Consider the following 24,213-nt stretch of genomic DNA (forward strand, 5'->3'; position numbering starts at 1 on the left):
GCGCGCCTGTCTGCGGCAGGACGCGTCCGGCGGGGGTCCGGCTTTCTGGAGACTACAGAATGAGTAATGTGAGCGAGCTGAAAGTCCCCGACATCGGTGATTTCAGCGAAGTCGAAGTGATCGAGGTCCTGGTGGCCGTGGGCGACACGATCAAGGCCGAGCAGAGCCTGGTCACGGTCGAGTCCGACAAGTCCTCGATGGAGATCCCGGCCGCGCAAGGCGGGGTGGTCAAGGCCATCAAGGTCAAGGTCGGCGACAAGGTAAGCGAAGGCACGCCGCTGGTCGAGATCGAGGCCGCTGGCGGCGCCGAGGCGCCCACGCAGGAAGCCGCGCCAGCCAAGGCCGAGGCGCCCGCCGCCAAGCAGGAAGCCGCCCCCGCGCCCAAGGGCGAAGCGCCTCAGCCCACCGCCGCGTCCGCCCAGGGCGGCGGCGAGGAGACCGTGGCCGTGCCCGACATCGGCGACTTCAAGGACGTCGAAGTCATCGAAGTGCTGGTCAAGGCGGGCGACAAGGTCTCGGCCGAGCAAAGCCTCATCACGGTCGAGTCGGACAAGTCCTCCATGGAAATCCCGACCTCAGCCGCCGGCGAGGTGCTCGAAGTGCTGGTGAAGGTCGGCGACAAGGTTTCGCAGGGCAGCCCGCTCGTCAAGCTCAAGACCGGCGCAGCGCCGGCTCCCGCCGCAAGCGCGCCGGCCAAGGCCGAGAGCGCTCCCGCCGCCCCGGCAGCCCAGGCGCCCGCGGCCCAGGCCGCTGCCGCGGCTCCCTCGCCCGCCGCGACCCGCCAGCCGCCCGTGCCGGCAGCGCCCGCGGCCGAATCCCATGCGGCCAAGGCCCATGCTTCTCCCTCCGTACGCAAGTTCGCGCGCGAACTGGGCGTGGACCTGAGCAAGGTGTCCGCCACCGGGCCCAAGGGCCGCATCACGCCCGACGACGTGCGTAACTTCGTCAAGCAGGCCCTGGCCGGCGGCGCCGGCGCCGCGGCGCCCGCCGCTGCCGCATCATCGGGCGGCGGCCTGGACGTGCTGCCCTGGCCCAAGGTCGACTTCTCCAAGTTCGGCGAAATCGAAGCCAAGCCGCTGTCGCGCATCAAGAAGATCTCCGGCGCCAACCTGCACCGCAACTGGGTGATGATCCCCCACGTCACCAACAACGAGGATGCGGACATCACCGACCTGGAAGCCTTCCGCGTCCAGCTCAACAAGGAAAACGAGAAGGCCGGCATCAAGGTCACCATGCTCGCTTTCCTGATCAAGGCCGTCGTCTCGGCGCTGAAGAAATTCCCCGAGTTCAACGCCTCGCTCGAAGGCGACAACCTGATCCTGAAGAAGTACTTCCATATCGGCTTTGCCGCCGATACGCCCAACGGGCTGGTGGTGCCGGTCATCCGCGACGCCGACAAGAAGGGCATCCTGGACCTGGCCAAGGAAACCGCCGAACTCGCCAAGAAGGCGCGCGACGGCAAGCTTTCGCCCGGCGAAATGCAGGGCGGCTGCTTCTCGATCTCGTCGCTGGGCGGCATAGGCGGCACCAACTTCACGCCCATCATCAACGCGCCCGAAGTGGCCATCCTGGGCGTCAGCCGCTCCTATATGAAGCCCGTATGGGACGGCAAGCAATTCGTGCCGCAGCTCACGCTGCCCTTGTCGCTGTCGTACGACCACCGGGTCATCGACGGCGCCGCCGGCGCCCGCTTCAACGCCTACCTGGCCTCGGTGCTGGCGGACTACCGCCGCATCCTGCTGTAAGGAGCAACGATGGCGATAGAACTCAAGGTACCCGACATCGGCGACTTCAAGGACGTCGAAGTCATCGAGATCCTGGTGGCAGTGGGTGACACGATCAAGGCCGAACAAAGCCTGATCACCGTCGAATCCGACAAATCCTCCATGGAAATCCCGGCCGAGCAGGGCGGGGTGGTCAAGGCCATCAAGGTCAAGGTCGGCGACAAGGTCAGCGAAGGCTCGGTACTGGTCGAGATCGAGGCGGCCGCCGGCGCGGACGCCAAGCCCGCCGCCGCGCCCCCGCCCACCACCACCGAATCGCGCAAGCTCGAGACAGCTCCTTCGGCCATGCACGAACTGGGCGAGCCCACTTCCGACAAGCCCGATCCCGACCCCGTCCCGCTGCCCAAGGCCGCACCGGCCGCCGGCAGCTTCGGCGGCAAGGCCGACCAGAGCTTCGACGTCGTGGTCCTGGGCGCCGGCCCCGGCGGCTACTCGGCCGCCTTCCGCGCCGCCGACCTGGGCCTGAAAGTGGCCCTGATCGAACGCTATGCGACCCTGGGGGGCGTCTGCCTGAACGTCGGCTGCATCCCCTCCAAGGCCCTGCTGCACACCGCCGCCGTGGTCGAGGAAGCCGCCAAGATGGCCGAGCACGGCATCACCTTCGGCAAGCCCGAGATCGACCTCGACAAGCTGCGCGCCTTCAAGGACAGCGTCGTCGGCAAGCTGACCGGCGGCCTGGCCGGCATGGCCAAGGCCCGCAAGGTGACCGTGGTGACCGGCGTCGGCACCTTCGTCGACCCTCACCACATCGAGGTCGAAACCAAGGACGGCAAGCAAGTCCTGCAATTCGCCAGCGCCATCATCGCCGCCGGCAGCCAGTCCGTGAAGCTGCCCTTCGCCCCGGAAGACGAACGCATCGTCGACTCCACCGGTGCGCTGCTCCTGAAGAGCATTCCCAAGAAAATGCTCATCATCGGCGGCGGCATCATCGGCCTGGAAATGGGCACGGTGTATTCGACCCTGGGCGCGAGACTGGACGTCGTCGAAATGATGGACGGCCTGATGCAGGGCGCCGACCGCGACCTGGTCAAGGTCTGGCAGAAGATGAACGAACACCGCTTCGACAACATCATGTTGAAGACCAAGACGGTGGGCATCGAGGCCAAGGCCGACGGCATCTACGTCACCTTCGAGGGCGAAAATGCCCCCAAGGAACCCCAGCGCTACGACCTCGTGCTGCAGGCCGTCGGCCGCAGCCCCAACGGCAAGAAAATCGGCGCCGAGAAGGCCGGCGTGCAGGTGGGCGATCGCGGGTTCATCCCGGTGGATTCCCAGATGCGCACCAACGTGCCGCACATCTATGCGATCGGCGACATCGTCGGCCAACCCATGCTGGCCCACAAGGCCGTGCATGAAGGCCACGTGGCCGCCGAAGCCGCGGCCGGCCAGAAGAGCCACTTCGACGCCACCGTCATCCCCTCCGTGGCTTACACGGATCCGGAAGTCGCGTGGGTGGGCCTGACCGAAGACGAAGCCAAGAAGCAGGGCCGCAAGGTCACCAAGGGCATGTTCCCCTGGGCTGCTTCGGGCCGCGCCATCGCCAATGGACGCGACGAAGGGTTTACCAAGCTGCTGTTCGACGAAGAGACGCACCGGATCGTGGGTGGCGGCATCGTGGGCACGAATGCCGGCGATCTCATCAGCGAAGTCGCGCTGGCCATCGAGATGGGGGCGGATATGGTGGATATCGGGAAGACCATCCATCCGCATCCGACCTTGGGTGAGTCGATCGGGATGGCGGCCGAGGTGGCGGAAGGGGTTTGTACGGATTTGCCGCCGGTTAGGAAGAAGTAGGGGTGTCGTAGTCTGAAAAAAAGGCCGCACTTTGTGTGGCCTTTTTTGTTTTTTGCGGCAGCCAGGGGAACGGGTGCCTTGATGAGTCGGCCATGATCACCACCGAACGGTTCGACCACAATAGTCGAGGTATTCGAGGCCGGGATGGCCCAGTTTGGTCAGAAGCACGTTCACAACCCCGGGAACACTTTCCTCGATCGACAATCTCCCCTCAGGGCCTCCCAGGTCGGTGCGCACCCAACCCGGCGCGATCAGCAGCATAGCCCGTGGCGTTTGCGCTTGACGCGCGGCAAAGCTACGCATGAATTGGTTCAAGGCTGCCTTGCTGCCACGGTAAACCTCCCGCTGGCCGGATTCGTTGTCGGCGATACTGCCTTGTCCGGATGACATGACCCCGATCAGCCCGGCCGGCGTGACAAGGTCGGACAAGCGCTCGACCACCCGCATCGGGCTAAGTGCATTGGTGATCATGAGATTCACGAAATCCTCCGTCGAGACCTCACCGATGGTCTGAGTCGGGTCTGGATTGGTCGTCCCGGCATTGACAAACAGAATGTCGAACATCCGGCCGGACAGGCGCTCGTGTAAGGCTCGGATCTGCTCGGGTCGGGTAATGTCCAGCATTTCAATGTCGACCCGGTCCGGATGCGCATCGGCCAAATCGTGCAAGAGAGTCCGGCCGCCACCGGCGCGGACTGTGCCCACGACGTGCCAGCCGTTTTTCAGGAATTCGGCCGCCATGGCGTGGCCGAGGCCGCGCGAGGCGCCGATGAGCAGGACGGTGGGGGTGTGAACCGATGCTTGGGGCATGGGATTCTCCTTTTCGCACTATTGAAGCCATGGATTGTCGAACCTGGCTCTAATTTGCACCAGACGCCTGGACTGCAATTCTTGATTGCGCCCGACGCCATACCTGGAAGGTTTTCGATTATGCTGGGCGCATGACACGCGTCGACCTCAACCTCCTTCCCGCGCTGGATGCATTGCTGAGTGAGCGTAGCGTCACGGGGGCCGCCCGGCGACTGAAGCTCAGTGTTTCTGCAACGAGCCGTACGCTCACTCGCCTGCGCGCGGTTACGGGCGATCGCCTGTTGCTGCAGGCAGGGCGCACGCTGGTGCTCACGCCATATGCAGAACAGCTGAGCCAGCGTCTCTCGGCGCTGACCCGCGAAGTAGAGGGGGTACTGAGTCGTACCGAGCATCAGTTCGACATTGCCTCCCTGGAGCAACGCTTCACCCTGCGAGTGGGTGAAGGCTTTATCGACCTGCTTGGCGCGGCTTTGATGGACCGGATCCGCCGCGCGGCACCCGGGGTGCAGCTTCGCTTCGCCCCCAAGCCGGACTGGAATGCTCAACCGCTAAGGGAAGGCGCGATTGATCTGGAGATCGGCATCGTCAAAACCTCGGCCCCCGAGGTACGTACGCGTTTGCTCTTCCGCGATAGCTATGTCGGCGTGTGCCGCATCGGCCATCCGCTTCTGAGTGAACGGAGCATCAGCGTAGAACAATGGGCCGCATACGACCATGTAATGACTTCGCGTACCGGCGAAGCGGAAAGTACGATCGACGCAACCGTTGAACCGCCGAATAGGCGGCGGAAGGTGCGGATGGTGGTGCCGTCTTATACGAGCGCCATGCAGCTGGCTCGTCATTCGGACTTGCTGGCCGTTGTCCCGCATTCATGCGTCGGCAACTCCTTTGTGCCGGATTACGCGGCGGACAATGGCTTACAGTGCTTCGAACTGCCCGTGCCCATACCCGCTTTCAATATCTCGGCAATCTGGCATCCGCGCCTCGATCACGATCCGGCTCATTGCTGGTTTCGTGCCGAAGTGCTGGATCTCTGCCTGGAGGCTTATCCGCGAAATCTGCCTCAAGCTTCGCCGCCACTCCATCGCTAGTGTGGTCCACGCCAGTTGCGCGGCCAGCCGATGCCCAAGCGGACCGTCCGATCAGCAGGAGATTCGCTATATAAATCACGAGCTGCGGGGGACTGGCGAATGTTCGCCGGGGAGCGGTTTTCTCGCCGACGGTGTGAGCTATCCTCTCGCGCCCGCAATTCGGGCACGGCCCTGGAGGGGCGAGATGAATGGTCTGGGCGGAGGGCGATGCCATGTGTATCCTCGAAGCAGTCGAATAGACAGCGCATGGCCACAGGGCGGTACGCCGCTTTACCTGCATTGAGTGGCGGGAATGCGGACGTCGGTTCCTCCAAGGAATTCTTGCCAATGAAACCCGCTCGAGCCGATTTCTTTGCCGATCAAGGCTACGTCCGGTTGGAGGGCTTTCATCCGCGCAAGCGGATGATGGCGGTCCGGCCGAAGCTACTTGATGAACTCAAACGCGTGTCCGAGGGAAAGGGCATGCCTGCTTCGGTGCGCGGTCTGCCTGTCTTCCAGCAGATCGCCAAGCTGTCTTCACTGGTCAGGCTGCCCGGCCTGCATGAATCGCTGGTCACGCGGGAATTGTTGGCCGAGGTGACGCGACTGGCCGGACGAGCGCCGAACATGGTCCAGGATGTCGAACTGCTGCTGTCGCCGCCCCGTCAAGGCGACTGGACGCTGCAAGGTTTGAGCTGGCATGTGGACGTGGCGGCGAAGCCGCCAGGCCGCTTGCCGGGGATACAGGCATTCTTCCTGCTCGACGACGTGGCCAGCGGTGGTGGGGGAACGCTGGCACTGGCGGGCTCCCATCGTGTCGATACGCGGCCGGATGTGTCGTCATCCCGGTTGCGCCGGATATTGAGGACGGCGGAGGATCTGGAGCGCCAGCTTGACGACCTGGGGATCGGGATCGTCGAGATGTCCGGGCGCGCAGGCGATGTCTTTCTCATGGACATGCGCCTGCTGCACACCCCGTCGATCAATTCGACGCAGCAGGTGCGAATGATGGCGACATCTCGCTGCTTCGTCGATACCTGATGCCGTGTGCCTACTCGATCTTGATATTGGCTTTCTGGATCACCTCGCCCCAGAGTCGATAGTCGTCCTTGATCATCTTCTCGAACGCGGCGGGCGGTCCGCCGAGCTTCTCGGCTCCCAGCGCCGCCAGCCGCTGCTTGAATTCCGGCGTCTCCATCACCTGGTTGATGGCCTGATTCAGTTTGGCGACGATGTTGTCCGGGGTGCCGGTACGCGCCACGATGCCGAACCATGAGTACAACTCGAAGCCCTTGATCCCCTGTTCATCCAGCGTGGGCACATCCGGAAACTGAGGCGACCGCTTCAACGCCGTCACTCCCAGCGACCGCAATCGCCCTGACTTCAACAGCGGCTGTACCGAAAACTCGATATCGAAGTGAACCGGCACGTCCCCCGCCACCAGCGCAACGTTGGCCGGCGCCGAGCCGCGATAGGGAATATGCTGCATCTCCACCCCGGTAACCTGCTTGAACCGCTCCGCCCCCAGGTGCGGCATGGTGCCCGAGCCCCCCGAGCCATAGTTCATCCGTTCGCCTTCGCGCTTGGCCATCGCGATCAGGTCCTGGATGCCTTTGCCCGGAAAATCCGGCGCCACGGCCACCTGGTGCGGGCTGCGGAAGACGCCGACCACGGCGCGGAAGTCGCGCACGGGTTCGAAGTTCATGGAGGGGTAGAGCCACTTGCCGGTGGAGATGACGTTGCTGGCCATCAGCAGGGTGTGGCCGTCGGCGGGCTGGCCCAGCACGAATTCGCTGCCGATGATGGCGCCGGCGCCGGGTTTGTTTTCCACGACGACGGGTTGCCCCAGCTTCTTGCCCAGGCCTTCGGCAATGGACCGCGCGGTGGTGTCGGACGGGCCGCCGGCGGGGAAGGGTACGATCAGGCGAATGGGTTTGCTGGGATAGTCCTGCGCCAGCGCGGGCGCGGCGGCGCCGGCCGTGATGGCCATCAGCGCGGCCGTGGCCAGTGTCTTGCGTCGAGTGATGTCCTGCATGCTTGTCTCCTGCTTCAATCTGTTCAGGCCGGGCGTGCCTCGACCGCGTTTTCATCCGCGTGGACCATCGCCTCGTCGGCCGATATCAGGGCGCCCTGGCTGCGCAGTACCTGGCGCAGCGTATCGATCGCGGGGTTCTCCAGCGTGGCCCGGCCGCTGGCCGCCAGGGCGGCGTAGGCGCCGGCGGCATGGCCCAGGCACATGGCGGTGCCCATGTGGCGGGCACCGCCGTTGGCCTCGCGCGTGGCGGAGATGGCGCGGCCGGTGACGACGATGCCTACGATGGACTGGGGCAGCAGGCAGGCCAGGGGGATCTCGAAGGGCGCGGGCGGCATCCACAGGTCGACGCCGGTGCCGCCGGCTTCGTGCAGGTCCATGGGGCCGGCGCCCAGGGCGACGGCATCGGGAAAGCGCTTGCCGCCGACGATGTCTTCGGTCGTGAGGGTGTAGCGGCCGACGATGCGGCGCGTTTCGCGTATGCCTACGCGTTCGGCGATGCCGGCGAGCACGGATTTTTCGAAGCCCGGAACGTGCTCGCGCAGGAAGGGCACGATGCTCTTGATCTGTTGCCGGCCCGTTTGCTCGGCCCGCGTCAGTTCCGCGCCGTCCAGGGCGTCGATGCCGTGGATGCGGCTCATCAGGCAGATGGCGTCGGTGTCGCCGGGCGTGCTGCAGAAGGACAGGCTTTCCCAGGCGAGCTGTCCGCGCTGCAATCCGTCCAGCGCAATGGCGCGCTTGCGTTCGCGCGGGATGGCGCGGAAGGCGCGTACGTCCACGTTGGACATGCGGAACACCAGGGTCAGGGGCTGGCGCTTGTCGCGCAGTTCGGGCTCTTCGCCGACGCAGGGGACGCCGGCCGCGGCGGCGATGACGGAGTCGCCGGTGGCGTCCACCAGCATGCGGGAACGCAGTGCCCTACGGCCGGAGACGTTTTCCAGCAGCAGGCCGGCCACGCGGCCGTCTTCCATCAGCGGTCCCACCACGCGCGAGTGCAGGAGCACGTTCACGCCGGCTTCGCGCGCCATGTCGTCCGCGACGATCTTGACGACTTCGGGGTTGAAGGGAAAGTTGGTGATGGTGACGGGGGTGGCGCTGGCCTCGGCCAGCGTGTAGCGGCGAAAGCCCTCGCTGCCGCCGGCGGCTTCGATGCGCTGCGTGAGTTCGAAGCCTATGCCGCCTACGCAGCGCACGGTGCCGTTGAAGAGGCCGATGTACTGCGCGACCATGCCGGAGGTGGCGGTGCCGCCCAGGCAGCCGGCGCGCTCGACCAGCGCCACGCGGGCGCCGCTGCGGGCCGCCGCGACCGCGGCGATCAGGCCGGATGCGCCGCCGCCGGCCACGATCACGTCGTAGTCGTCGAGTACGGGCGTGCGCAGGGTTTCGGTGATGACCGAAGCATTCATGTCGTGTGTCTCCTTGCGGATCAGAAGGCCAGCGGCTCGGTCCAGCCAAGCTGCTTGGGGTTCACGCCTTCGCGGATGGCGCGCGCGGCGGCATGGCCGGCCACTTCGCCGGTCTGGCAGCACCAGGGGAAGTTGCGCATGACCATGAAGATGGTCTCGAAGGTGAAGGACAGCGAGGCGCCGGTCAGCAGCAGGTTGTTGACTTCCTTGGGCAGGAAGCAGCGGTAGGGCACCTCGAAGGTGTATTTCGCGTACTGGTCCCAGAAGAAGGTCTTGGTCATGGGACGCGTCACGGCGTCGGGGAAGCGCCTTTGCTCGCGCGCGTCGTCGATGGAGAAGACGTATTCGCCGATGGGGTGACGGCCGTCCCGCACGCCCACGTAGCGGCCGACATGGGAGATGAAGGCGTCCTGGAAGCCCGGCACGTATTTGCGCAGGAAGACGGCTTCGGCGTCGATCAGCCGGCGCAGTTCCTTCTTGGCGCGCGAGGCGTGTTCGGTGTCCTCGTCCATGTGCAGCGCCCATTCGTAGGGCACGTTCTGCCACAGGATGAAGGTGCCCGGGCCCTGGATGGGGCTCATGTCGACGGTCGGATGGCCGATGTAGTGATCGCCGTAGACGCCCTGGTCGGCCAGGCGTGGGCGATACAGTTCGGGCGGGATGTCGCCGGCCGCGCGGGCCGCGTTGATCAGCTTGCTCAGGGCCGGATCGTTTTCGCGCTTCTGGTAGGCGGCGGTCCGCGCGAAATCGATGCCGCTCATGATCCACAGCAGGCCGCCGGGTATGGGGCGCGCCTGGGCGTCCGTGGTCACGGTCTCGGGCTGGCGTCCGCCGCCGCGCACGTAGGGGGCGCCGGCGCGCGCCACGACTTCGGCGGTGCCGCTGCCTTCCACGAAGACTCGGCCGCGGATGGCCTGACGGCCTTGAACGGTTTCGATGATGGCGTGGGTAATGCGGCGTTGCCCGCCGTCGGGCTGCATCTCGACGTCCACGAAGGCGGCGCCGTAGATGGCGTGCACGCCGGCCTCGTCCAGCATGCGCAGCATGATGTTGCCGGCGGCATCCGGATTGAAGGAGGCGCGGCGGAAGGGCGAGCCCGGCTCCAGGTAGTAGTCGTAGTGGGACAGCGCATTGCCGGCCCAGTCGGGCAGTTCCTTCTCGGTGGCGGTGTAGATGGCGCCTGCCGCCGCGAAGCGCTCCATCAGCTCGGTATGGATGCCGCCTACGCCCGTGTTGGCGGCGCCCTGGAGCCCCGAGGTATGGACGCCGCCGGGCATGTCGAATTTCTCGACGATGATCACGCTGCAACCCTCGCGGCGCGCGCGCAGCGCCGCCGCGAAGCCGCCCGGCCCCGCGCCGATGACGACGACGTCCGCTTCCCCGATGACCGGCACGCCCCGGGCGGTGCGGCCCAGGGGCTGGATGCTACTGCTGTTCAACTCACATTCTCCCTATCGCTACTCGGCGGTGATCTTGTTGTCGACGATCACCGGTTTCCAGCGCGCCAGTTCTTCCTGCATGAAGGCCTTGAATTGCGCGGGTGTGCCCGGCGCGGGCTCCATCAGCTGCTGGCGCAGCAGTTCGACTACCTGGGGCTGGCGCAGCACCTCGCCGATCGCGGCGCTGATGCGTCCGGCCAGCGCGGCGGGCATGCCGCCGGGTGCGACGAACCCCATCCAGGCGCTGCCGACGATGTCCGGGTAGAACTCGCGCAAGGCCGGCACCTCGGGCAGCAGCGCTGCGCGCTCGGCGGTGGAGACCGCGATCGGCACTACCTTGTCGCCGCGCACCTGGGCCATGGTGGCCTGTGCGGGCAGGCAGCCCATCTGCACCTCGTTCGTCATCACGGCGGTGGTGGCCTGGACCGCGCCGGCGTACATTACCGGCACGATCTGCGTGCCGCTCTTGTTGGCGAGCAGCGTCATGACCAGGTGGCCCAGCGAGCCGTTGCCCACGTACGAGTAGTTGTATTTGCCGGGATTCTTCTTCAGGACGTCGATGAGCTCGGGCAGCGTCTTGACGCCCAGTTCCCGGGATGCGATCAACAGGCAGGGCTGGTGCACGCCCAGCGTCAAGGGCGTGAGGTCCTTGGCCGGGTCGTAGGCCATGCGCTTGTAGAGCAGGGGGTTGTGGACCAGCGGGCCGGCGATGCTGACGCCGAAGGTGCTGCCGTCCGGGTGCGCGCGGGCGACCAGCGTGGTGCCTATCATGCCGCCGGCGCCGGGCCGGGAATCGACGATGAAGGGCGTATCGAACTTCTTCTGCAACCCCTCGGCCACGACGCGCGCCACGGTGTCGGTGGTCGTGCCGGCGCTGAAAGGGTTGATCACCGTGGTGGCGCGGCTGGGCCAATCCTGGGCGGCCGCCACGGTGGCGGTGGCCAGCATGGCAAGGCTGGCGGTGATGCGCAGTTTTCTTTTCATGGTGTCTCCTGGGAAATCAGGTGGGCTGGCCGTGGCTGGCGACCTGCTCGCGGCGGAAGAAGGCATGGGCTTGCGCCAGGCGTTGCTGCACTTGCGCGGCGGGAACGCACGAAGGGCTACGGCCGCTGGCCGCAGCGATGGCGCCGAGCGTGCCGACCGCTTGCCCCATCGCCATGGAGGTCGCCATGTGGCGTGCACCGGCCATGGCCTCGCGGGTCGCGCTCAATGTGCGGCCGCACACCAGCAGGCCTTCCATCTCCACGGGCAGCAGCGCGCGCAGCGGGATCTCGAAGGGCTCGGGCGGCGCATATAGCCGGATGCCGGTGCCGCCCGGCTGATGGCGGTCCATGGGGCCGGCGCCGAGGGCGACGGAGTCCTGGAAGCTGCGCGCCTGCATGATGTCGTCTTCGCTCAGCGTGTACCGGCCCTCGATGCGGCGCGTTTCGCGCACGCCCACGCGTTCGGCGATATCAGCCAGGACTGCTTTCTCGAAGCCGGGTATCTCCCGCTGCAGGAACCCGACGATGCTGGCGATCTGCCGGCGGCCTTCCTGTTCCGCGCGAGAGGCGTCGCGGGCGTCCAGCGCGTCGATGTCCTGGATGCGGCTCATCAGGCAGATGGCGTCGGTGCCGCCGGGGGTGCTGACGAAGGACAGGCTTTCCCAGAACAGTTCGCCGCGCTGCAAGCCGCCGAGCACCAGCGCGCGGCGCTGGTCGGATGGCACTGCCTTGAAGCGCGCCACGTCCACGTTCGACAGGCGGAAGGACAGCGTGCAGGGTTGGCGCTCGCCGCCGTCGTCCTTGGAGGGAACGCCCGCGCTGGCGCACACCAGGGCGTCGCCGGACGCGTCCACCACCACGGGAGCGAGCAGGGCCAGGCGGCCCTGGACCGTCTCGACCGTCACGCCCGCGATGGCGCCGTTCTGCACCAGCGCGCGCGCGAAGGTCGTGTGCAGCAGCACCTCCACGCCGGCTTCGTCCACCGTGCCGTCGAGCACCCATTTCACCGTCTCGGGGTTGAAGGGAAGCACGCGCAGCGGAAACGGCGTGCCGGCGGCCTCGCCCATCACGTAGCGGTGGAAGCCGTCCGAGCCGCCGGCGGCCTGCACGCGCTCGGCCAGCTCGAACGGGATGCCTCCCACCACGCGCGTCTCGCCATGGAAGAACGCGACCCATTGGGCCACGAGGTTGGCGGTGGCGGCACCGCCCAGGCAGCCGCCGCGTTCGACCAGCAGCGTGCGCGCGCCGGTGCGCGCTGCGGCGATGGCGGCCACGGTACCGGAGGCGCCGCCGCCGACGACGAGGACGTCATAGCGGCCCGCGACGGGCGTGTTCAGGGTTTCCTGGATGGTGGCGGGTGGCGGCATGCGTGTCTCCTGGGCGCCCTGTGCGAGCGCTTCCTGTCATGCCGTCCAGTGTTGCGCTCAGTAGCGGATACCGCCAGAGAGTGTTCTCATATGTGAACACTTTTCGCCCCGCGCGGCGCGGGCTGAGCCGTGGCCGCGGCAATTTCCACGGCGGCGTGGCGCAGGACCCTCACCAGTTTCTGCTTGCGCGCATCCTCCAGGCGGCTGGCCGGCATGGCCAGCCCCACGGCGGCGAGCGCGCGTCCATGGACATCCAGGACGGGAACGGCCAGGCCCGCGATGCCGGCCGTGAACTCGCTGAAGGACCACGCCACGCCTTCCTCCCGGATCTGATGCAACTGCCGCCGCAGGACCGCCGCTGAACGTATCGTCTGCTCAGTGCGCGGCTGCAGCTTGACGCGCTGGAGATAGGCCTCGCGTTCGGCAGGCGGCAACCACGCGAGCAGCACCTTGCCCGCCGAACTGGCATAGAGCGGTTGCATGACCCCGGCGTGCACGGAGTACAGCACGGCCTTCGGCGATTGAGAGGACGCGATGCGCTCGGCCATGTCATTGCGCAGCACGCTGAGCCCGGCCGACTCTCCCGTGTCACGGGTGAGTCGCTGCAGCCACGGTTCGCTGGCGCGAAGCAGGTCGCGATTGTGCGCGCCGCGCCGTGCGAGCGCATAGGCGCCTTCCCCGAGCTGGAACTGCTGGCTGTCCTGCAACTGTTCGATGTAGCCGCGGCCTACGAGGTTGTGCAGCAGGGCGGTCAGGCTGCTCTTGGGGATGCCCGTGCGGCGCGAGATTTCGGCGTGCGTCATGGCGCGCCCCGTGCTGGCCAGCAGTTCCAGCAAGTCGAGGACGCGATCCGCCGACTTGACGCTGGACCGGGATGGAGCGGATTGGGCGCGGGAGGCGGCCATGGTTCGCTGCTTGGAAGAGAGGGCGGCATTCACGGGAGGATTGTATGGTAGGGGCGATCGTACCGACGCGGGCTGCCGAGGCATTAACGCGGACTGAGAACCGTCCTCCGGAGGCGACTGTGTTGCAGGCGGCGATCGATGGGCATGGCATCGCGCTTGCCCACAGCGTCATGGCGCACGACGACCTGGCCGCCGGCCGACTGGTCCGGCTGTTCCCGGAAATCGGGTTTGCTTCGGTCCTGGCCTATTACGTCATCTACAGACCCGAAACCGCGAGTCTTCCCAGGCTCCGCGCATTCCGGGACTGGCTGTTCGAGGAGGCGCAGCCGTACCGGCGGAGCCGGGCCAAGGGCTAATCGACGTACCATTGACATCATGTCCCTGCCGTCCACTCCTCCCCGGCTCGATGCGGCCCTGCGGTCAGTGGCCCGTCGATATCTCCTGCCGGCGAATGCCACAGCGTTTGTCCACGAGCGGCAAGCCAGCCCCTCGACGGCGCTCGCGATGGCGATCGAGCGGGGTCGCGAAATGGTGGCCCGAGGCGAGGTGCCGGATGCGGCGCTCGAGCATGTTTTCCTGCAGGCGCTGGCTGCCCTGATCCATGAAGCCATGCGGCCGGAATCCGGCGATCCGGCTTTCCAGGCCATGGTGCTCAGGCACCGGCATGCTCACGTGCGCGAGTACGCGTCGCTCTCCGCCCATGCCGCCCGGGACCGCCGTCGGGTCCATGCGGGGGTCAATGCCATCGCTCATCCGGCCAAGCGGCAGCGCATGCCGGCTGGACCAGAACGCGAGGCCCTCGCGCAACTGCATGCGGCCGCCTCTTGCGGGCGCTGGTCCGAGCTTTGGGTTGCCCTGCAGCGCCTCGCCGTGCGGGGGGAGGCGAACGACTCATCGTTGGCGCGCAATGCGGCGCGATTGCTGGAGGCTCCCGCATTGGACCATCTACGGCGGCTCGACGCCCTCGCATCCGATGAACTCGTGCGTCGGTATCAATCGCTGTGGGACGGGCATGGCCCGCGTTCGGGAAGCGCCACGGCTGCCGCGCGCGGCCTTGTTTCGCACCGGCGCGGCAAGGCCGTCGAGGCGTCGGCCACCCGGGCTCTCGAAGCATTGGCCAGCCGGCTCAACGAGGAGGAGGGGGCGCAATCATCCTATCGCGTGGTGACCTCGATGCGCGTGCCGCCTTCGATACCCGCCAGCCTCGAGCGCGCCAAGGCCGAATGGGATGCAGTCCTGCTGCGGCAGGCCGGGACGGTCGATGCATCACCCGCCTGGGACGTTTGCTTGCTGGTAGAGGCCAAGGCCTCCGTGGACGCCGCGACGACCGACTTGCCGCGGCTGCTGCGAGGCCTGCGCCTGCTCGCGCACGCCGAGGAAAACGCCGTCTACCCGTTCGAAACCCGGCAGGGGGAGGTACGGCTGCGCGGCGCATCACTGCGCACACTGTCGACCGACGAGACGAGCCTGGCGCGAACGGTACTCTATTGCTGCGATGCGCCCGCCGAAGCGGCGCCGCGCCTGCTCAGTGCGGCCAGCCGGATGCAACTCTTGTCGGCGCAGCCCTGCCTGGCGTTCGCCAGCGCGCTGGCGCAGCGGCACCGGGCGGATCCGCTGGGGCTACGGCCGGTTTGGAATGATCTGCTGGAGTCGACCCGTTGGCGCGGAGTGCTTCATCAATATCCCATGCTCCGCCAGGTTCGTGAATTGATGGTTCATGTCGAAGACCTGCAGGCGGCAGCCATGCCTGCGGACTTCGGCTGAACGCCGCGGGCGCGTGGCGCTACGGCATTCTCGACACGATGAACGAGGTTTCGTACTCGTGATTGGGGTACCGGTTGCGCACGCGCTCGGCGAATTCCTGCTTGGTGATACGGTGGCGGTAGGCGTCATGCAGCCAGCCCATGAATTCGCTGGACTGCTCGGGCGTGTCGAGGGGAATGCGCTTGTACTTCGAATCCGCCTGGACCTGGCTGGTCAGGTTGTTGAACCAGGCGTAGAAGGGCTTGTCGTCCACGGCGGCCGACAGACGCGGATCCGCGGTTGAGGCGCAGCCTTGCAGCAGCGGCCCGCCCAGGACGAGCGCCGTCAGGACGGCCAGACCGGCTTTTTTGAAGCGTAGAGACATGGATATCCCCCATGCGTAGTTGCCCGGCGCTACTTTAAATGATGGAAATGCCGCAGGGCAATCTCCGTGAGGACCGTGCCGGCGGCGGGTACGCAATTTGCTGCCTCGTCGGCAACTTCTTTTCCTGGGGCGCTCCATGCAAACTGGATCTCTGGACGATGTCGCCGTCTCCGCAGACAACGCTGGATCCCGCTTGGCCCGATTGAAAGAATACGATGCCAACCGGTCGGATTTTCCTGGCGAACACCTGATCGTGTTCGGCATGGGCGCGCTGCTCATGGTGGCCGGCATGCGCAGCCGCAAGGCCGTCTGGCGGGCGGTGATGACCGCCGCGGGGACGGCCCTCGTCGGGCGCGCGGCCAGCGGCACCGGCGGGATCGCCCGGGTGGCTCGGGTCGTCAAGCGGCTTGGATAGCGGCTAGGCTTCGTCAAGACGTCCGCGGCGTTCGAGGCGGGGGCGGTCATGGCCCCCGGCCCCCGCCAATTCTTGCGCCCTTGCAATTGTCGCGCCGATGGCCGCGACGATCTCCTCTCGTGACCTTTGCCTGTCCACTCGCAAAGCGTAGGACGGATGCCAGGTTGCAAGCACCCATGCACCGCCGTGCCGGACTGGTGCGCCCATGTGGGCGCGCATGGCTGCCTGGCGGCCGAGCACGGCCCCGAGCGCGGTGGCGCCCAGCGTGACGATCACCGCCGGCCGCACCTGCGCCACTTCTTCCCGCAGCCATTGCGAGCAGGCTTCCACCTCGCGTTGCCCGGGCGTCTTGTGCAGGCGTCGTTTGCCGCGAGCGGTCCATTTGAAGTGCTTGACCGCGTTGGTCAGGTAGACCGAATCCCTTGCTACGCCGGCGCGGCGCAGTGCTTCGTCCAGTATCTGGCCGGCCGGGCCGACGAAGGCCTGGCCCGAGAGGTCTTCCAAGTCGCCCGGCTGTTCGCCTATCAGCATGAGGCGCGCGGCGGCGGGGCCGGCGCCGGGCACGGGCCGGGTGGCGTGGCGCCAGAGATCGCAGCGGCGGCATTGTTCCAGTGAGGTGGACAGCGCGCGGGGCGGATACGCGCTTTCGGCGTCCACCGCGACGGCCTTGCCGGGCATGACGCCTACCGCGCCGGCCTGCGCGACGCGCCGCCCGCCGTTGCGGGCATCGGCGATCATGGCGGGGATCAGCGGGCCTTCCGGCAGGCCTTTCCAGAAGCGCACCGGCATGTGCTTGCGCAGCGCGGTCTCGTTCAGCCGCGCGGGATTGAAGATGCTCCGGTAGTAGGACAGCCACAGGGGTTCGACCTGGTCGGCAGTGGCTGGCATGGCGGCGGCGTCGGCGGGGCGGTCGGATAGATGCAAGGCATGGCCGTCCCACAAGGCCGAGCCGTGGGGCGTGCCTATCCACCAGGATGCGGTGCCCATGCGCCGCGCGAAATGCTCGGCGGCATAGGCCAGCACGTCGTGCTCGGGTTCGTACCAGGCGAGGTATTCGGGGTGGCCGCCGCCAGCGCGCCGCTGGAAGCGGACGTAGGCAATCATGTCGTGCTTGGCGCGGCGTACGGACTTGGCCATCGCATGCAGCCGGGAGCCGTCTTCGTCGGCGGCCGATGCGACGGCGCGGTCGCCTTGTCGCCAGCGCCACAGCACGCGGTACAGGAAAGCCCAGCGCTGCGGCGAGCGGTAGAGGGCCGCGTCCCCGAGCAGGGCGGCAAGTTCCTTGGAGACGCGGACCGGCGAGTCCGACCGCGCGTAGCCCATCGCCGGTTCGGCTACATGGGCGGGGGCCGACGACGCGGCAAAGCAGTCCAGCGTCATTTGACCGCTGGCAGCCGCCGGCGGCGCGCCCGGCGACGTTTCTTCTTCAGGCACCGGCCGGTGGGGCGCGACATGCTCGGTCCAGGTGACGGCCTCCGGCGGCCAGCCCGCCGCCAGCGCTCGCAATGCTTGCGAGCGCCAGTCCTGGTAGCCGCCGCTGACCGCGAGCGTATGGATACCGGCGTCGTTCATTGCGCCATCTTCAGAGCAGCGCCAGTTGCTCGGGCGCGCGGACCAGCACTTGTCGTAGTTGATCAGACGGTGGCTCGGCCAGCCCCGGCCGGTAGTCCTGCACGACGATGAAGGGCCTGGCCTTGTCCATCGCGCAGCGCAGGCGGACCAGGTCCTGGTAGCGAATGCTGCGGATCCGCCGTAGTTCCATCAGGCGCTTGGCGTTGCGCATGCCTATGCCGGGGACGCGGACGACCAGCCGCTGCGGCGCGCGATTGAGATCGAGCGGAAAGTATTCCCGATGCGCCAAGGCCCAGGCGAGCTTGGGGTCGATGTCCAGAGGCAGGTTGCCGGCCTGCTGGAACAGTTCTTCGGCTCGGAAGCCATAACCGCGCAGCAGGAAATCGGCCTGGTAGAGACGGTGTTCGCGCAGTAGCGGCGGCGCTTGCGCGGGCAGGGCGGCGGGACTGTCGGGGATGGGGCTGAAGGCGGAGTAGTACACGCGCTTGAGCTTGTACGCGCCGTACAGCGTTTGCGAGGTTTGCAGGATGACGCGGTCGTCGGAGTTGTCGGCGCCGACGATCATCTGGGTGCTTTGTCCGGCCGGCGAACGGCGCTGCGGGCGCTTTTCTTCCAAGGCTTCTTCCTGAGCCAGGCGGATCGTGCCCATGGCGCGCTTGATGGTGTGCGCGCTTTTCTCGGGGGCCAGGCGCTGCAGTCCGCCGTCGGTGGGCAGTTCGATGTTCACGCTGAGCCGGTCGGCGTACTGGCCGGCCAGCGCGATCAGCCGGGGATCGGCGTCGGGTATGGTCTTGAGGTGGATATAGCCGCGGAACTGGTGGTCGTCGCGCAGCGAGCGCGCCACGTCGATGAGTTGCTCCATGGTGTAGTCGGCGCCGCGGATGATGCCGGAGCTGAGGAACAAGCCATCGATGTAGTTGCGGCGGTAGAAATCCAGGGTGAGGTCGACGACTTCGCGCGGCGCGAAGCGCGCCCGGGGAACGTTGCTGGAGCGCCGGTTCACGCAATACTGGCAATCGTACTGGCAGAAGTTGGTCAGCAGGATCTTCAGCAGCGATACGCAGCGGCCGTCCGGCGTGAAGCTGTGGCAGATGCCGGCGCCGGTGCTGGCGCCCAGCCCGGGCCGGCCCCGCGAGTCCCGCCTGGGCGCGCCGCTGCTGGCGCAGGAGGCATCGTATTTGGCCGCGTCCGCCAGGATCTCGAGCTTGGTCAACAGTTCCATCGCACTATATTACTGTATAAATATACAGTATTGCGCGGCGGCGAGCCGGCCGCACCGGCAGCGGCTATCCAGGCCGAACCTAGGTCAGGCTAAGCTATCGCTTCTCCATTGGCGGCCTCTTCGGTCCATCATGTTCGACACCCTCATCGCCTTCTTCCTCGTTGCCGTGGGCATGGCGCTCGTCCCCGGCCCCAACATGGTCTACCTGCTTTCGCGGGCACTGACCCAGGGCTCCAAGGCCGGCTTCGTCTCGCTGGGTGGGGTGGCGCTGGCTTTCACCGTCTATCTGCTGATGGTGGCGCTAGGGCTGTCGGCACTATTGTTCGCCGTGCCGGTGGCCTATGACGTCCTGCGTTTCATCGGCGTCGGGTATTTCCTCTACCTGGCTTGGAATGCGGTCCGTCCGGGCGGACGATCGCCGTTCGAGGTGCGGCAATTGGCGCCGCAGGGTGTCAAGACCCTGTTCGCGATGGGCTTCCTCACCAACCTGCTGAACCCCAAGACTGCGCTGCTGTATCTTTCGCTGCTGCCGCAGTTCGTGCACGTCGAGCGTGGGCATGTCCTGGGGCAGTTCCTGCTTCTGGGGGCGGTGCAGATCTGCGTCAGCATGACGGTCAACGGCGCGATGATCCTGGCGGCGGGCGCGGTCGCGCGTTTCTTTGCCCGCAACGCGACCTGGCTGAAAGTGCAGCGCTATTTCATGGGAACGGTATTCGCCGGGCTGGCCGTGCATTTCGCCTGGAAGCGCTGACGCCAGCGCGGACAAGCGCCCGCCGCGCCGGCGCGGAATCGGTACACTGCGCGTTGCCGAGCCTACGTCGACGACTCACATGCCCGATACCACGCCCAGGAAAAAGCCAAGAATCAAGCGCTCCGCCGGCCATCCCACCGAGAAGACCATGGTGGGCAAGGCCGCGATCGTCGATGCCGCGCTCGCCCTGATGAAGACCAAGACGCCGCAGGAGCTGAGCGTATTGGAAATCGCGACGGCCGCGGGCGTGGACCCGGCCCTGATCCGGTATTACTTCACCAATAAGCAAGGCCTGATGCGCGCCGTGGCCACGCATCTCATGGACCAGGTGCAGGCCCGGAGCCAGGTGATGCTGGGCGAGGATGCGCCGCTGGAGGAGCGGATACGCAAGCGCCTGGTGCTGCTGATCGAGGCGCTGGAAGACAACCCGCGCTTCCTGCAGCTCGTGCTCAATGAAATCTACAGCCATGCCGATACGCCCGAGCGCATCGATACGCTGCAGGGCGTGGCGTCGCGGGGCCTGGCGCTGAGCGAGGCCTTGCTGGTCGCCCGCGAGGGCGATCCGCCGCTTGAAAAGATCGACCCGCGATTTCTTCATGTCGCCTTCCTGGGACTTTGCACGTTCTTCATGGACGCCCAGCCCATGCTCAAGGTCCTGTTCAGCGAAGAGCGCGAGCGCAAGCACCTGACCGAGAACTATCTCGATTTCGCCACGCGGCTCATCTTGCACGGCATCGTGAAAAAACGCTGATCCGGGCGCCGCATCTTTGGTGTTTTCCCTCGCCTGAAATTTCTTGACACGAGTTTGGCCGGTCGATAATCTGTTCTCTATTCCTAGTTTTAGGAATAGAGAACAGCCAATGCCAGCGCCGTTTTTGGCGGGTCCGCGCATGAATGCTCCATGCGCGGACGGACTAATCGCGAGGAAGGTATGCCCGAGCAATTCAATATCCGCCTGACCACCTGGAAGGCGAACGAACCCAGTCCTCACGCGGGCCTGGGTATGGTGGAGGCACCTGGGGAAGGCCTGAACCTTCGCTGGCAGAGCCGCGAGTCGGAGCCTACCGACTACGAGAACGCGCTGGCCGACGCGATCGAGGGCGCCTACCTGGCCGGCGCGCGGACCGCGCAGCAGTTCGCCGACCACTTGAATGCGGCGGGTGTCGCGAGCCTGTCCGGCCGAGGCTGGAGCGCCGAGGCCCTGGAAGAAGAGATGGCCCGCCTCGGCTATTGAGCCGTCCGCGCCTACCCATGGGAGCAGCCATGAAATTGCTGTCCGTTGCAAGAACCGTTGCCTGTATTGCCACCCTGGCCGTGATGTCGCCGCAGGCCGGGGCGGAAAAATTGCGGGAAGTCACCTATCTGTTGCCGGCCCCGCCCAGCCTGCCCGCGTTTGCGCCATGGATGATCGCGCAGCAGAAAGGCTACTACTCGGAAGAAGGACTGAAGGTCAGTTTCGTCGTGGGCAAGGGTGGCGCCGACGTTGCCAAGCAGGTGGGGGCAGGCAACGCGCCACTCGGCGGCGGCGTGGGCGATACGCCCATCATCGTCAGGCCCAACGGCGTACCGGTCAAGGCGGTGGCCGTGCTGGGCGGGGCGTCGCTGATGCACCTGGCCATCAACCGCGCCGAGGTGCCGGGAAGCATTCCCGGCCTGAAGGGCAAGACCATCGGGGCGATGTCCTATGCGGATACGACCTACTATGCGCTGCTCGGCATCCTGCGGGCGAATGGCTTGTCGAAGTCCTCGGTCGACATCCAGGCCAGCGGCCCTTCGGTCTGGCAACTGTTCGCGGAGCAGAAGATTCCCGCGCTGGCGTCGGTGCCGGAATGGACGGTCAGCGCGCAGGATGCGGGCGTCAAGGTCGAGGTCATTCCCGCGGACCGCTACTTCAAGAGCATGGCACAGGCCATCCTCGCTTCCGACGAGACCGTCAAGAAGGATCCGGAACTGATCCGGAAGTTCGTCCGGGCCACGCTGCGTGGCCTGGCGGACATCGTGCGCGATCCGGCGGCCGCGACCTCGGACTATGTGAAGGCGGTGCCCGGCTACCAGGGCCGCGAGAAATACGTCGAATCCGTCCTCAAGCTGTACAACGCCACGGTCTACCAGGGCCAGCCCAGGCTCGGCGCCATCGACCCCGAGCGTGTCGCCACGCTCCAGAAGTTCTACCTGAACGAAGGCATCATCGCGCGCGCGGTCCCGCTGGGCGATCTGTTCACGAACGACTTCGTGCCGGCGCAATAGGAATCCATTCATGAACCCCATCGCCGAAGAACGCCTCGCGCTTGCCGCCGCGGCCCGCGTGGAAACCGGCCTGCGCAATCTCTGGTATCCGGTCACGCCCAGCTACATGGTCCGGGATACGCCGCTGGGCATCACCCGCCTTTCCGAGAACATCGTGTTGTGGCGCGACCGCGCCGGCGTCGTGCGCGCGGTCGAGGATCGCTGTCCCCATCGCGGCGCGCGTTTGTCGCTGGGCTGGAACCTGGGCGAGAAGATCGCATGCTGGTATCACGGCGTGGAAATCGACGGCGAGGGCAAGGTGGTCGACGTGCCCGCGCTGGAAACCAGCCAGCTGGTGGGCAAGAAGTGTCTTCGGTCGTATCCGGTGGTGGAATACGGCGGCGCCATTTTCCTGTGGTTCGGATCCGCCGGCCAGGAGGAGCCCACGTCGTTCTCGCTGCCCGAGGAAATGACGAGCGAGGAGTACTCCGGGTTCCTGTGCATGCAGAACTGGAAGTGCAATTACCGCTATGCCATCGATAACGTGATGGATCTGATGCATGGCACCTACCTGCATTCGAACTCGCACTCGATGGCGGAAGGCGACAAGAAGGCGGAAATGGCGATCCGCTCCACCGAGCGCGGCATGATCTTCGAGAAGGTCGGCCAGCGCGGGGTGAACTTCGACTGGGTGGAGTTCGGCCACGGCTCGTCGATGTGGATGCGCCTGTCGGTGCCTTATCGGCCGCAATACGGCGGCGGCGAATTCTTCATCGTGGGCTTCGTCACCCCCGTGGACGATGCGAACTGCCAGGTGTACTTCTGGCGCATACGCAAATCGCGGGGCTTCGAGCGCAATGTGTGGCGTTTTCTCTATCGCAACCGCCTGGAGGGCCTGCACTGGGACGTGCTGGAGCAGGACCGCGTCGTGATCGAGAGCCTGGCGCGTCACGCGCGCAACCAGGAGAACCTCTATTCCCACGATCTCGGCCTCGTGCGGGTACGGCGCGTGATGGAGAAACTGGCCAGGGAGCAGGTCGAGGCGGAACACCCGCCCGCGCTTTTCTGAACCGCAACCAAGCGTAGTCCCCTTCGGGCGGGCCTGCCCGATATCCTTCTTTCTTCAGGAACGACCATGAAGCTCAGACTTTCAGGGGGGCTCGCGCTCGCCCTCGTTTCACTGCCCGGCCTGGCCCAGACGCCCGCCGGCAACGTGACGCTGTACGGCGCCATCGATACGGGCATCGAGTACATCACCCATGCCGGCGCGGATGGCGGATCGGGCATGCGGATGCCGACGTTGACCGGCGGGCAATTGCCGTCCCGGTGGGGACTGCGGGGCAGCGAAGACCTGGGCAACGGATTGCGGGGCATCTTCAACCTGGAGAGCGGCTTCTTCGCCGACACCGGCGCTTCCGGACAGTCCGGCAGGTTGTTCGGGCGCATCGCGGTGGTGGGCGTCGAAGGGCAGTGGGGCAGCTTCACGCTGGGCCGGCAGCCGACGATGCTGTCCTGGTCGCTGGCGGATGCCGACGTGATCGGGCCGTCGGTCTTCAGCATGGCGAGTTTCGACAGCTACATTCCCAACGCGCGCGCCGACAACTCGCTGGCCTACCGCGGCAAGTTCGGCGGACTGACGGTCGGCGCAACCTATTCGTTCGGGCGGGACACGGCGGCGGCCGGCAATTGCGGAGGCGAACGGCCGGGCGATGCGCAGGCGTGCAGGGGTTGGTCCGGCCTGTTGAAATATGACGGCGGAGGCTGGGGAGTGGCCGCGGCCGTCGACGAGCAGCGCGGCGGTACCGGCGCGGTGCCGGCGGTGGTGGTCCCCGGCGTGGCGGGCGTCGCCATCGCCTCGTCCGGCAGCCGCGACCGGCGCTATATCGCCAATGGCTACGTGCACATTGCCGACGTCAAGCTGGGCGCCGGTTGGATACATCGCCGCATCGAGGGCAGCGCCGCAGACGTCTCGACCAACCTGTATTTCCTTGGCGCGACCTATCCGATCGGCGCCTGGACGCTGAATGCGCAAGCTTCGCGGATGATCGCCAACGCCTACCAGGCGAAGGGCACGATGCTCGTGGGGCGCGCGAGCTACAACTTCTCGCGGCGCACCGCGGCTTACGTCATGCTTGCGCACATGGGCAACAGCGGGGCGGGATCGGTGTTCTCGGTGTCCAGCAGCAGCATCGTGCCGTGGTCGCCCAAGGCAGGGCAGGGGCAGACCGGGGTGATGGCGGGGCTGCGGCACGCGTTCTAGGCCCAGCAAGCGGGGCCAGTGGCCGCCGCCCGCAGGGCGGCGCGCCGGC

22 protein-coding genes and 1 pseudogene are annotated in these 24,213 nt (G+C 66.5%); 13 read left to right on the forward strand and 10 right to left on the reverse strand.

What is annotated here, in order from left to right:
- Positions 1-59 precede the first annotated feature (59 nt).
- Together aceF and lpdA are read left to right on the forward strand one after the other, a co-directional pair.
- The gene (aceF, locus tag CDO44_RS07505; protein WP_087779609.1) at positions 60-1,745 is read left to right on the forward strand and encodes a dihydrolipoyllysine-residue acetyltransferase; all 1,686 of its coding nucleotides are present in this window, start codon (positions 60-62) and stop codon (positions 1,743-1,745) included.
- Positions 1,746-1,754: 9 nt separating this feature from the next.
- Positions 1,755-3,578, forward strand: a complete 1,824-nt coding sequence (gene lpdA, locus CDO44_RS07510) for a dihydrolipoyl dehydrogenase (protein ID WP_087779610.1) — start codon at positions 1,755-1,757, stop codon at positions 3,576-3,578.
- A gap of 96 nt (positions 3,579-3,674) precedes the next feature.
- Here lpdA and CDO44_RS07515 read toward each other — a convergent pair whose 3' ends face one another.
- The gene (locus CDO44_RS07515; RefSeq protein ID WP_087779611.1) at positions 3,675-4,388 is read right to left on the reverse strand and encodes an SDR family NAD(P)-dependent oxidoreductase; all 714 of its coding nucleotides are present in this window, start codon (positions 4,386-4,388) and stop codon (positions 3,675-3,677) included.
- Positions 4,389-4,519: 131 nt separating this feature from the next.
- On the opposite strand from CDO44_RS07515, the gene CDO44_RS07520 reads away from it, so the two are divergent.
- Complete coding sequence (locus CDO44_RS07520; RefSeq protein WP_087779612.1) at positions 4,520-5,479, forward strand: LysR family transcriptional regulator; 960 nt, start codon at positions 4,520-4,522, stop codon at positions 5,477-5,479.
- Between the two features lie 327 nt (positions 5,480-5,806).
- Positions 5,807-6,499: a phytanoyl-CoA dioxygenase family protein gene (locus CDO44_RS07525; protein WP_087779613.1), complete on the forward strand. Its 693-nt coding sequence runs from the start codon at positions 5,807-5,809 to the stop codon at positions 6,497-6,499.
- Between the two features lie 10 nt (positions 6,500-6,509).
- Here the strand turns inward: CDO44_RS07525 and CDO44_RS07530 are convergent, their stop codons facing one another.
- The 6 genes from CDO44_RS07530 to CDO44_RS07555 all read right to left on the reverse strand — a co-directional run bounded on the left by CDO44_RS07530 (position 6,510) and on the right by CDO44_RS07555 (position 13,590).
- Positions 6,510-7,493 carry a tripartite tricarboxylate transporter substrate binding protein gene (locus CDO44_RS07530; protein WP_087779614.1) on the reverse strand — a complete coding sequence of 328 codons (984 nt, stop codon included), beginning with the start codon at positions 7,491-7,493 and terminating at the stop codon, positions 6,510-6,512.
- A gap of 23 nt (positions 7,494-7,516) precedes the next feature.
- Positions 7,517-8,896: an FAD-dependent oxidoreductase gene (locus CDO44_RS07535; RefSeq protein ID WP_087779615.1), complete on the reverse strand. Its 1,380-nt coding sequence runs from the start codon at positions 8,894-8,896 to the stop codon at positions 7,517-7,519.
- A gap of 20 nt (positions 8,897-8,916) precedes the next feature.
- Positions 8,917-10,335 carry an FAD-dependent oxidoreductase gene (locus CDO44_RS07540; RefSeq protein WP_087779616.1) on the reverse strand — a complete coding sequence of 473 codons (1,419 nt, stop codon included), beginning with the start codon at positions 10,333-10,335 and terminating at the stop codon, positions 8,917-8,919.
- Between the two features lie 18 nt (positions 10,336-10,353).
- Positions 10,354-11,319, reverse strand: coding sequence for a tripartite tricarboxylate transporter substrate binding protein (locus CDO44_RS07545; protein ID WP_158213219.1), 966 nt, complete (start codon positions 11,317-11,319; stop codon positions 10,354-10,356).
- Between the two features lie 16 nt (positions 11,320-11,335).
- Positions 11,336-12,685, reverse strand: a complete 1,350-nt coding sequence (locus CDO44_RS07550; protein ID WP_087779618.1) for an FAD-dependent oxidoreductase — start codon at positions 12,683-12,685, stop codon at positions 11,336-11,338.
- Between the two features lie 86 nt (positions 12,686-12,771).
- Positions 12,772-13,590: an IclR family transcriptional regulator gene (locus CDO44_RS07555; protein WP_158213220.1), complete on the reverse strand. Its 819-nt coding sequence runs from the start codon at positions 13,588-13,590 to the stop codon at positions 12,772-12,774.
- A 113-nt stretch (positions 13,591-13,703) separates the two neighbouring features.
- Here CDO44_RS07555 and CDO44_RS07560 point away from each other — a divergent pair.
- A pseudogene (locus CDO44_RS07560) lies at positions 13,704-13,946 on the forward strand (LysR substrate-binding domain-containing protein); the annotation flags it as partial.
- Between the two features lie 19 nt (positions 13,947-13,965).
- The gene (locus CDO44_RS07565; protein ID WP_087779620.1) at positions 13,966-15,354 is read left to right on the forward strand and encodes a 3-deoxy-D-arabino-heptulosonate 7-phosphate synthase; all 1,389 of its coding nucleotides are present in this window, start codon (positions 13,966-13,968) and stop codon (positions 15,352-15,354) included.
- A gap of 19 nt (positions 15,355-15,373) precedes the next feature.
- Here the strand turns inward: CDO44_RS07565 and CDO44_RS07570 are convergent, their stop codons facing one another.
- On the reverse strand, positions 15,374-15,718 hold the full coding sequence (locus CDO44_RS07570; RefSeq protein ID WP_087779621.1) for a hypothetical protein: 345 nt from the start codon (positions 15,716-15,718) through the stop codon (positions 15,374-15,376).
- 193 nt (positions 15,719-15,911) lie between these two features.
- On the opposite strand from CDO44_RS07570, the gene CDO44_RS07575 reads away from it, so the two are divergent.
- Entirely contained in the window at positions 15,912-16,133 is a 222-nt protein-coding gene (locus CDO44_RS07575; RefSeq protein WP_233146082.1) for a hypothetical protein, read from the forward strand.
- Positions 16,134-16,136: 3 nt separating this feature from the next.
- On the opposite strand, the gene CDO44_RS07580 is transcribed toward CDO44_RS07575, so the two are convergent.
- Both CDO44_RS07580 and CDO44_RS07585 read right to left on the reverse strand, forming a co-directional pair.
- Entirely contained in the window at positions 16,137-17,705 is a 1,569-nt protein-coding gene (locus tag CDO44_RS07580) for a UdgX family uracil-DNA binding protein (RefSeq protein WP_087779623.1), read from the reverse strand.
- Positions 17,706-17,715: 10 nt separating this feature from the next.
- A complete protein-coding gene (locus CDO44_RS07585; protein WP_087779624.1) occupies positions 17,716-18,927 on the reverse strand; it encodes a putative DNA modification/repair radical SAM protein in 1,212 nt (403 codons plus the stop codon).
- A gap of 130 nt (positions 18,928-19,057) precedes the next feature.
- Here CDO44_RS07585 and CDO44_RS07590 point away from each other — a divergent pair, with 130 nt between their 5' ends.
- The 6 genes from CDO44_RS07590 to CDO44_RS07615 all read left to right on the forward strand — a co-directional run bounded on the left by CDO44_RS07590 (position 19,058) and on the right by CDO44_RS07615 (position 24,164).
- Entirely contained in the window at positions 19,058-19,678 is a 621-nt protein-coding gene (locus CDO44_RS07590) for a LysE family translocator (protein ID WP_087779625.1), read from the forward strand.
- 79 nt (positions 19,679-19,757) lie between these two features.
- On the forward strand, positions 19,758-20,429 hold the full coding sequence (locus tag CDO44_RS07595; RefSeq protein WP_087779626.1) for a TetR/AcrR family transcriptional regulator: 672 nt from the start codon (positions 19,758-19,760) through the stop codon (positions 20,427-20,429).
- A gap of 150 nt (positions 20,430-20,579) precedes the next feature.
- A complete protein-coding gene (locus CDO44_RS07600; RefSeq protein WP_144389485.1) occupies positions 20,580-20,912 on the forward strand; it encodes a recombinase-like helix-turn-helix domain-containing protein in 333 nt (110 codons plus the stop codon).
- 29 nt (positions 20,913-20,941) lie between these two features.
- A complete protein-coding gene (locus CDO44_RS07605; RefSeq protein WP_087779628.1) occupies positions 20,942-21,925 on the forward strand; it encodes an ABC transporter substrate-binding protein in 984 nt (327 codons plus the stop codon).
- A 10-nt stretch (positions 21,926-21,935) separates the two neighbouring features.
- On the forward strand, positions 21,936-22,973 hold the full coding sequence (locus CDO44_RS07610; protein ID WP_087779629.1) for an aromatic ring-hydroxylating dioxygenase subunit alpha: 1,038 nt from the start codon (positions 21,936-21,938) through the stop codon (positions 22,971-22,973).
- A gap of 66 nt (positions 22,974-23,039) precedes the next feature.
- Positions 23,040-24,164, forward strand: coding sequence for a porin (locus CDO44_RS07615; RefSeq protein WP_087779630.1), 1,125 nt, complete (start codon positions 23,040-23,042; stop codon positions 24,162-24,164).
- The last annotated feature ends 49 nt before the right edge of the window (positions 24,165-24,213 follow it).

Source organism: Pigmentiphaga sp. NML080357 (assembly GCF_002188465.1).
In the GTDB taxonomy this organism is placed as follows: domain Bacteria; phylum Pseudomonadota; class Gammaproteobacteria; order Burkholderiales; family Burkholderiaceae_B; genus Pigmentiphaga.

Bases quoted from the DNA above. Each gene is read 5' to 3' on its own strand.
- aceF (WP_087779609.1), top strand. From the start codon at position 60: ATGAGTAATGTGAGCGAGCTGAAAGTCCCCGACATCGGTGATTTCAGC.
- CDO44_RS07565 (WP_087779620.1), top strand. From the start codon at position 13,966: ATGTCCCTGCCGTCCACTCCTCCCCGGCTCGATGCGGCCCTGCGGTCA.
- CDO44_RS07515 (WP_087779611.1), bottom strand. From the start codon at position 4,388: ATGCCCCAAGCATCGGTTCACACCCCCACCGTCCTGCTCATCGGCGCC.
- CDO44_RS07595 (WP_087779626.1), top strand. From the start codon at position 19,758: ATGCCCGATACCACGCCCAGGAAAAAGCCAAGAATCAAGCGCTCCGCC.
- CDO44_RS07550 (WP_087779618.1), bottom strand. From the start codon at position 12,685: ATGCCGCCACCCGCCACCATCCAGGAAACCCTGAACACGCCCGTCGCG.
- CDO44_RS07590 (WP_087779625.1), top strand. From the start codon at position 19,058: ATGTTCGACACCCTCATCGCCTTCTTCCTCGTTGCCGTGGGCATGGCG.
- CDO44_RS07585 (WP_087779624.1), bottom strand. From the start codon at position 18,927: ATGGAACTGTTGACCAAGCTCGAGATCCTGGCGGACGCGGCCAAATAC.
- CDO44_RS07610 (WP_087779629.1), top strand. From the start codon at position 21,936: ATGAACCCCATCGCCGAAGAACGCCTCGCGCTTGCCGCCGCGGCCCGC.
- CDO44_RS07555 (WP_158213220.1), bottom strand. From the start codon at position 13,590: ATGGCCGCCTCCCGCGCCCAATCCGCTCCATCCCGGTCCAGCGTCAAG.
- lpdA (WP_087779610.1), top strand. From the start codon at position 1,755: ATGGCGATAGAACTCAAGGTACCCGACATCGGCGACTTCAAGGACGTC.
- CDO44_RS07580 (WP_087779623.1), bottom strand. From the start codon at position 17,705: ATGAACGACGCCGGTATCCATACGCTCGCGGTCAGCGGCGGCTACCAG.
- CDO44_RS07535 (WP_087779615.1), bottom strand. From the start codon at position 8,896: ATGAATGCTTCGGTCATCACCGAAACCCTGCGCACGCCCGTACTCGAC.
- CDO44_RS07545 (WP_158213219.1), bottom strand. From the start codon at position 11,319: ATGAAAAGAAAACTGCGCATCACCGCCAGCCTTGCCATGCTGGCCACC.
- CDO44_RS07530 (WP_087779614.1), bottom strand. From the start codon at position 7,493: ATGCAGGACATCACTCGACGCAAGACACTGGCCACGGCCGCGCTGATG.
- CDO44_RS07525 (WP_087779613.1), top strand. From the start codon at position 5,807: ATGAAACCCGCTCGAGCCGATTTCTTTGCCGATCAAGGCTACGTCCGG.
- CDO44_RS07570 (WP_087779621.1), bottom strand. From the start codon at position 15,718: ATGTCTCTACGCTTCAAAAAAGCCGGTCTGGCCGTCCTGACGGCGCTC.
- CDO44_RS07605 (WP_087779628.1), top strand. From the start codon at position 20,942: ATGAAATTGCTGTCCGTTGCAAGAACCGTTGCCTGTATTGCCACCCTG.
- CDO44_RS07615 (WP_087779630.1), top strand. From the start codon at position 23,040: ATGAAGCTCAGACTTTCAGGGGGGCTCGCGCTCGCCCTCGTTTCACTG.
- CDO44_RS07600 (WP_144389485.1), top strand. From the start codon at position 20,580: ATGCGCGGACGGACTAATCGCGAGGAAGGTATGCCCGAGCAATTCAAT.
- CDO44_RS07520 (WP_087779612.1), top strand. From the start codon at position 4,520: ATGACACGCGTCGACCTCAACCTCCTTCCCGCGCTGGATGCATTGCTG.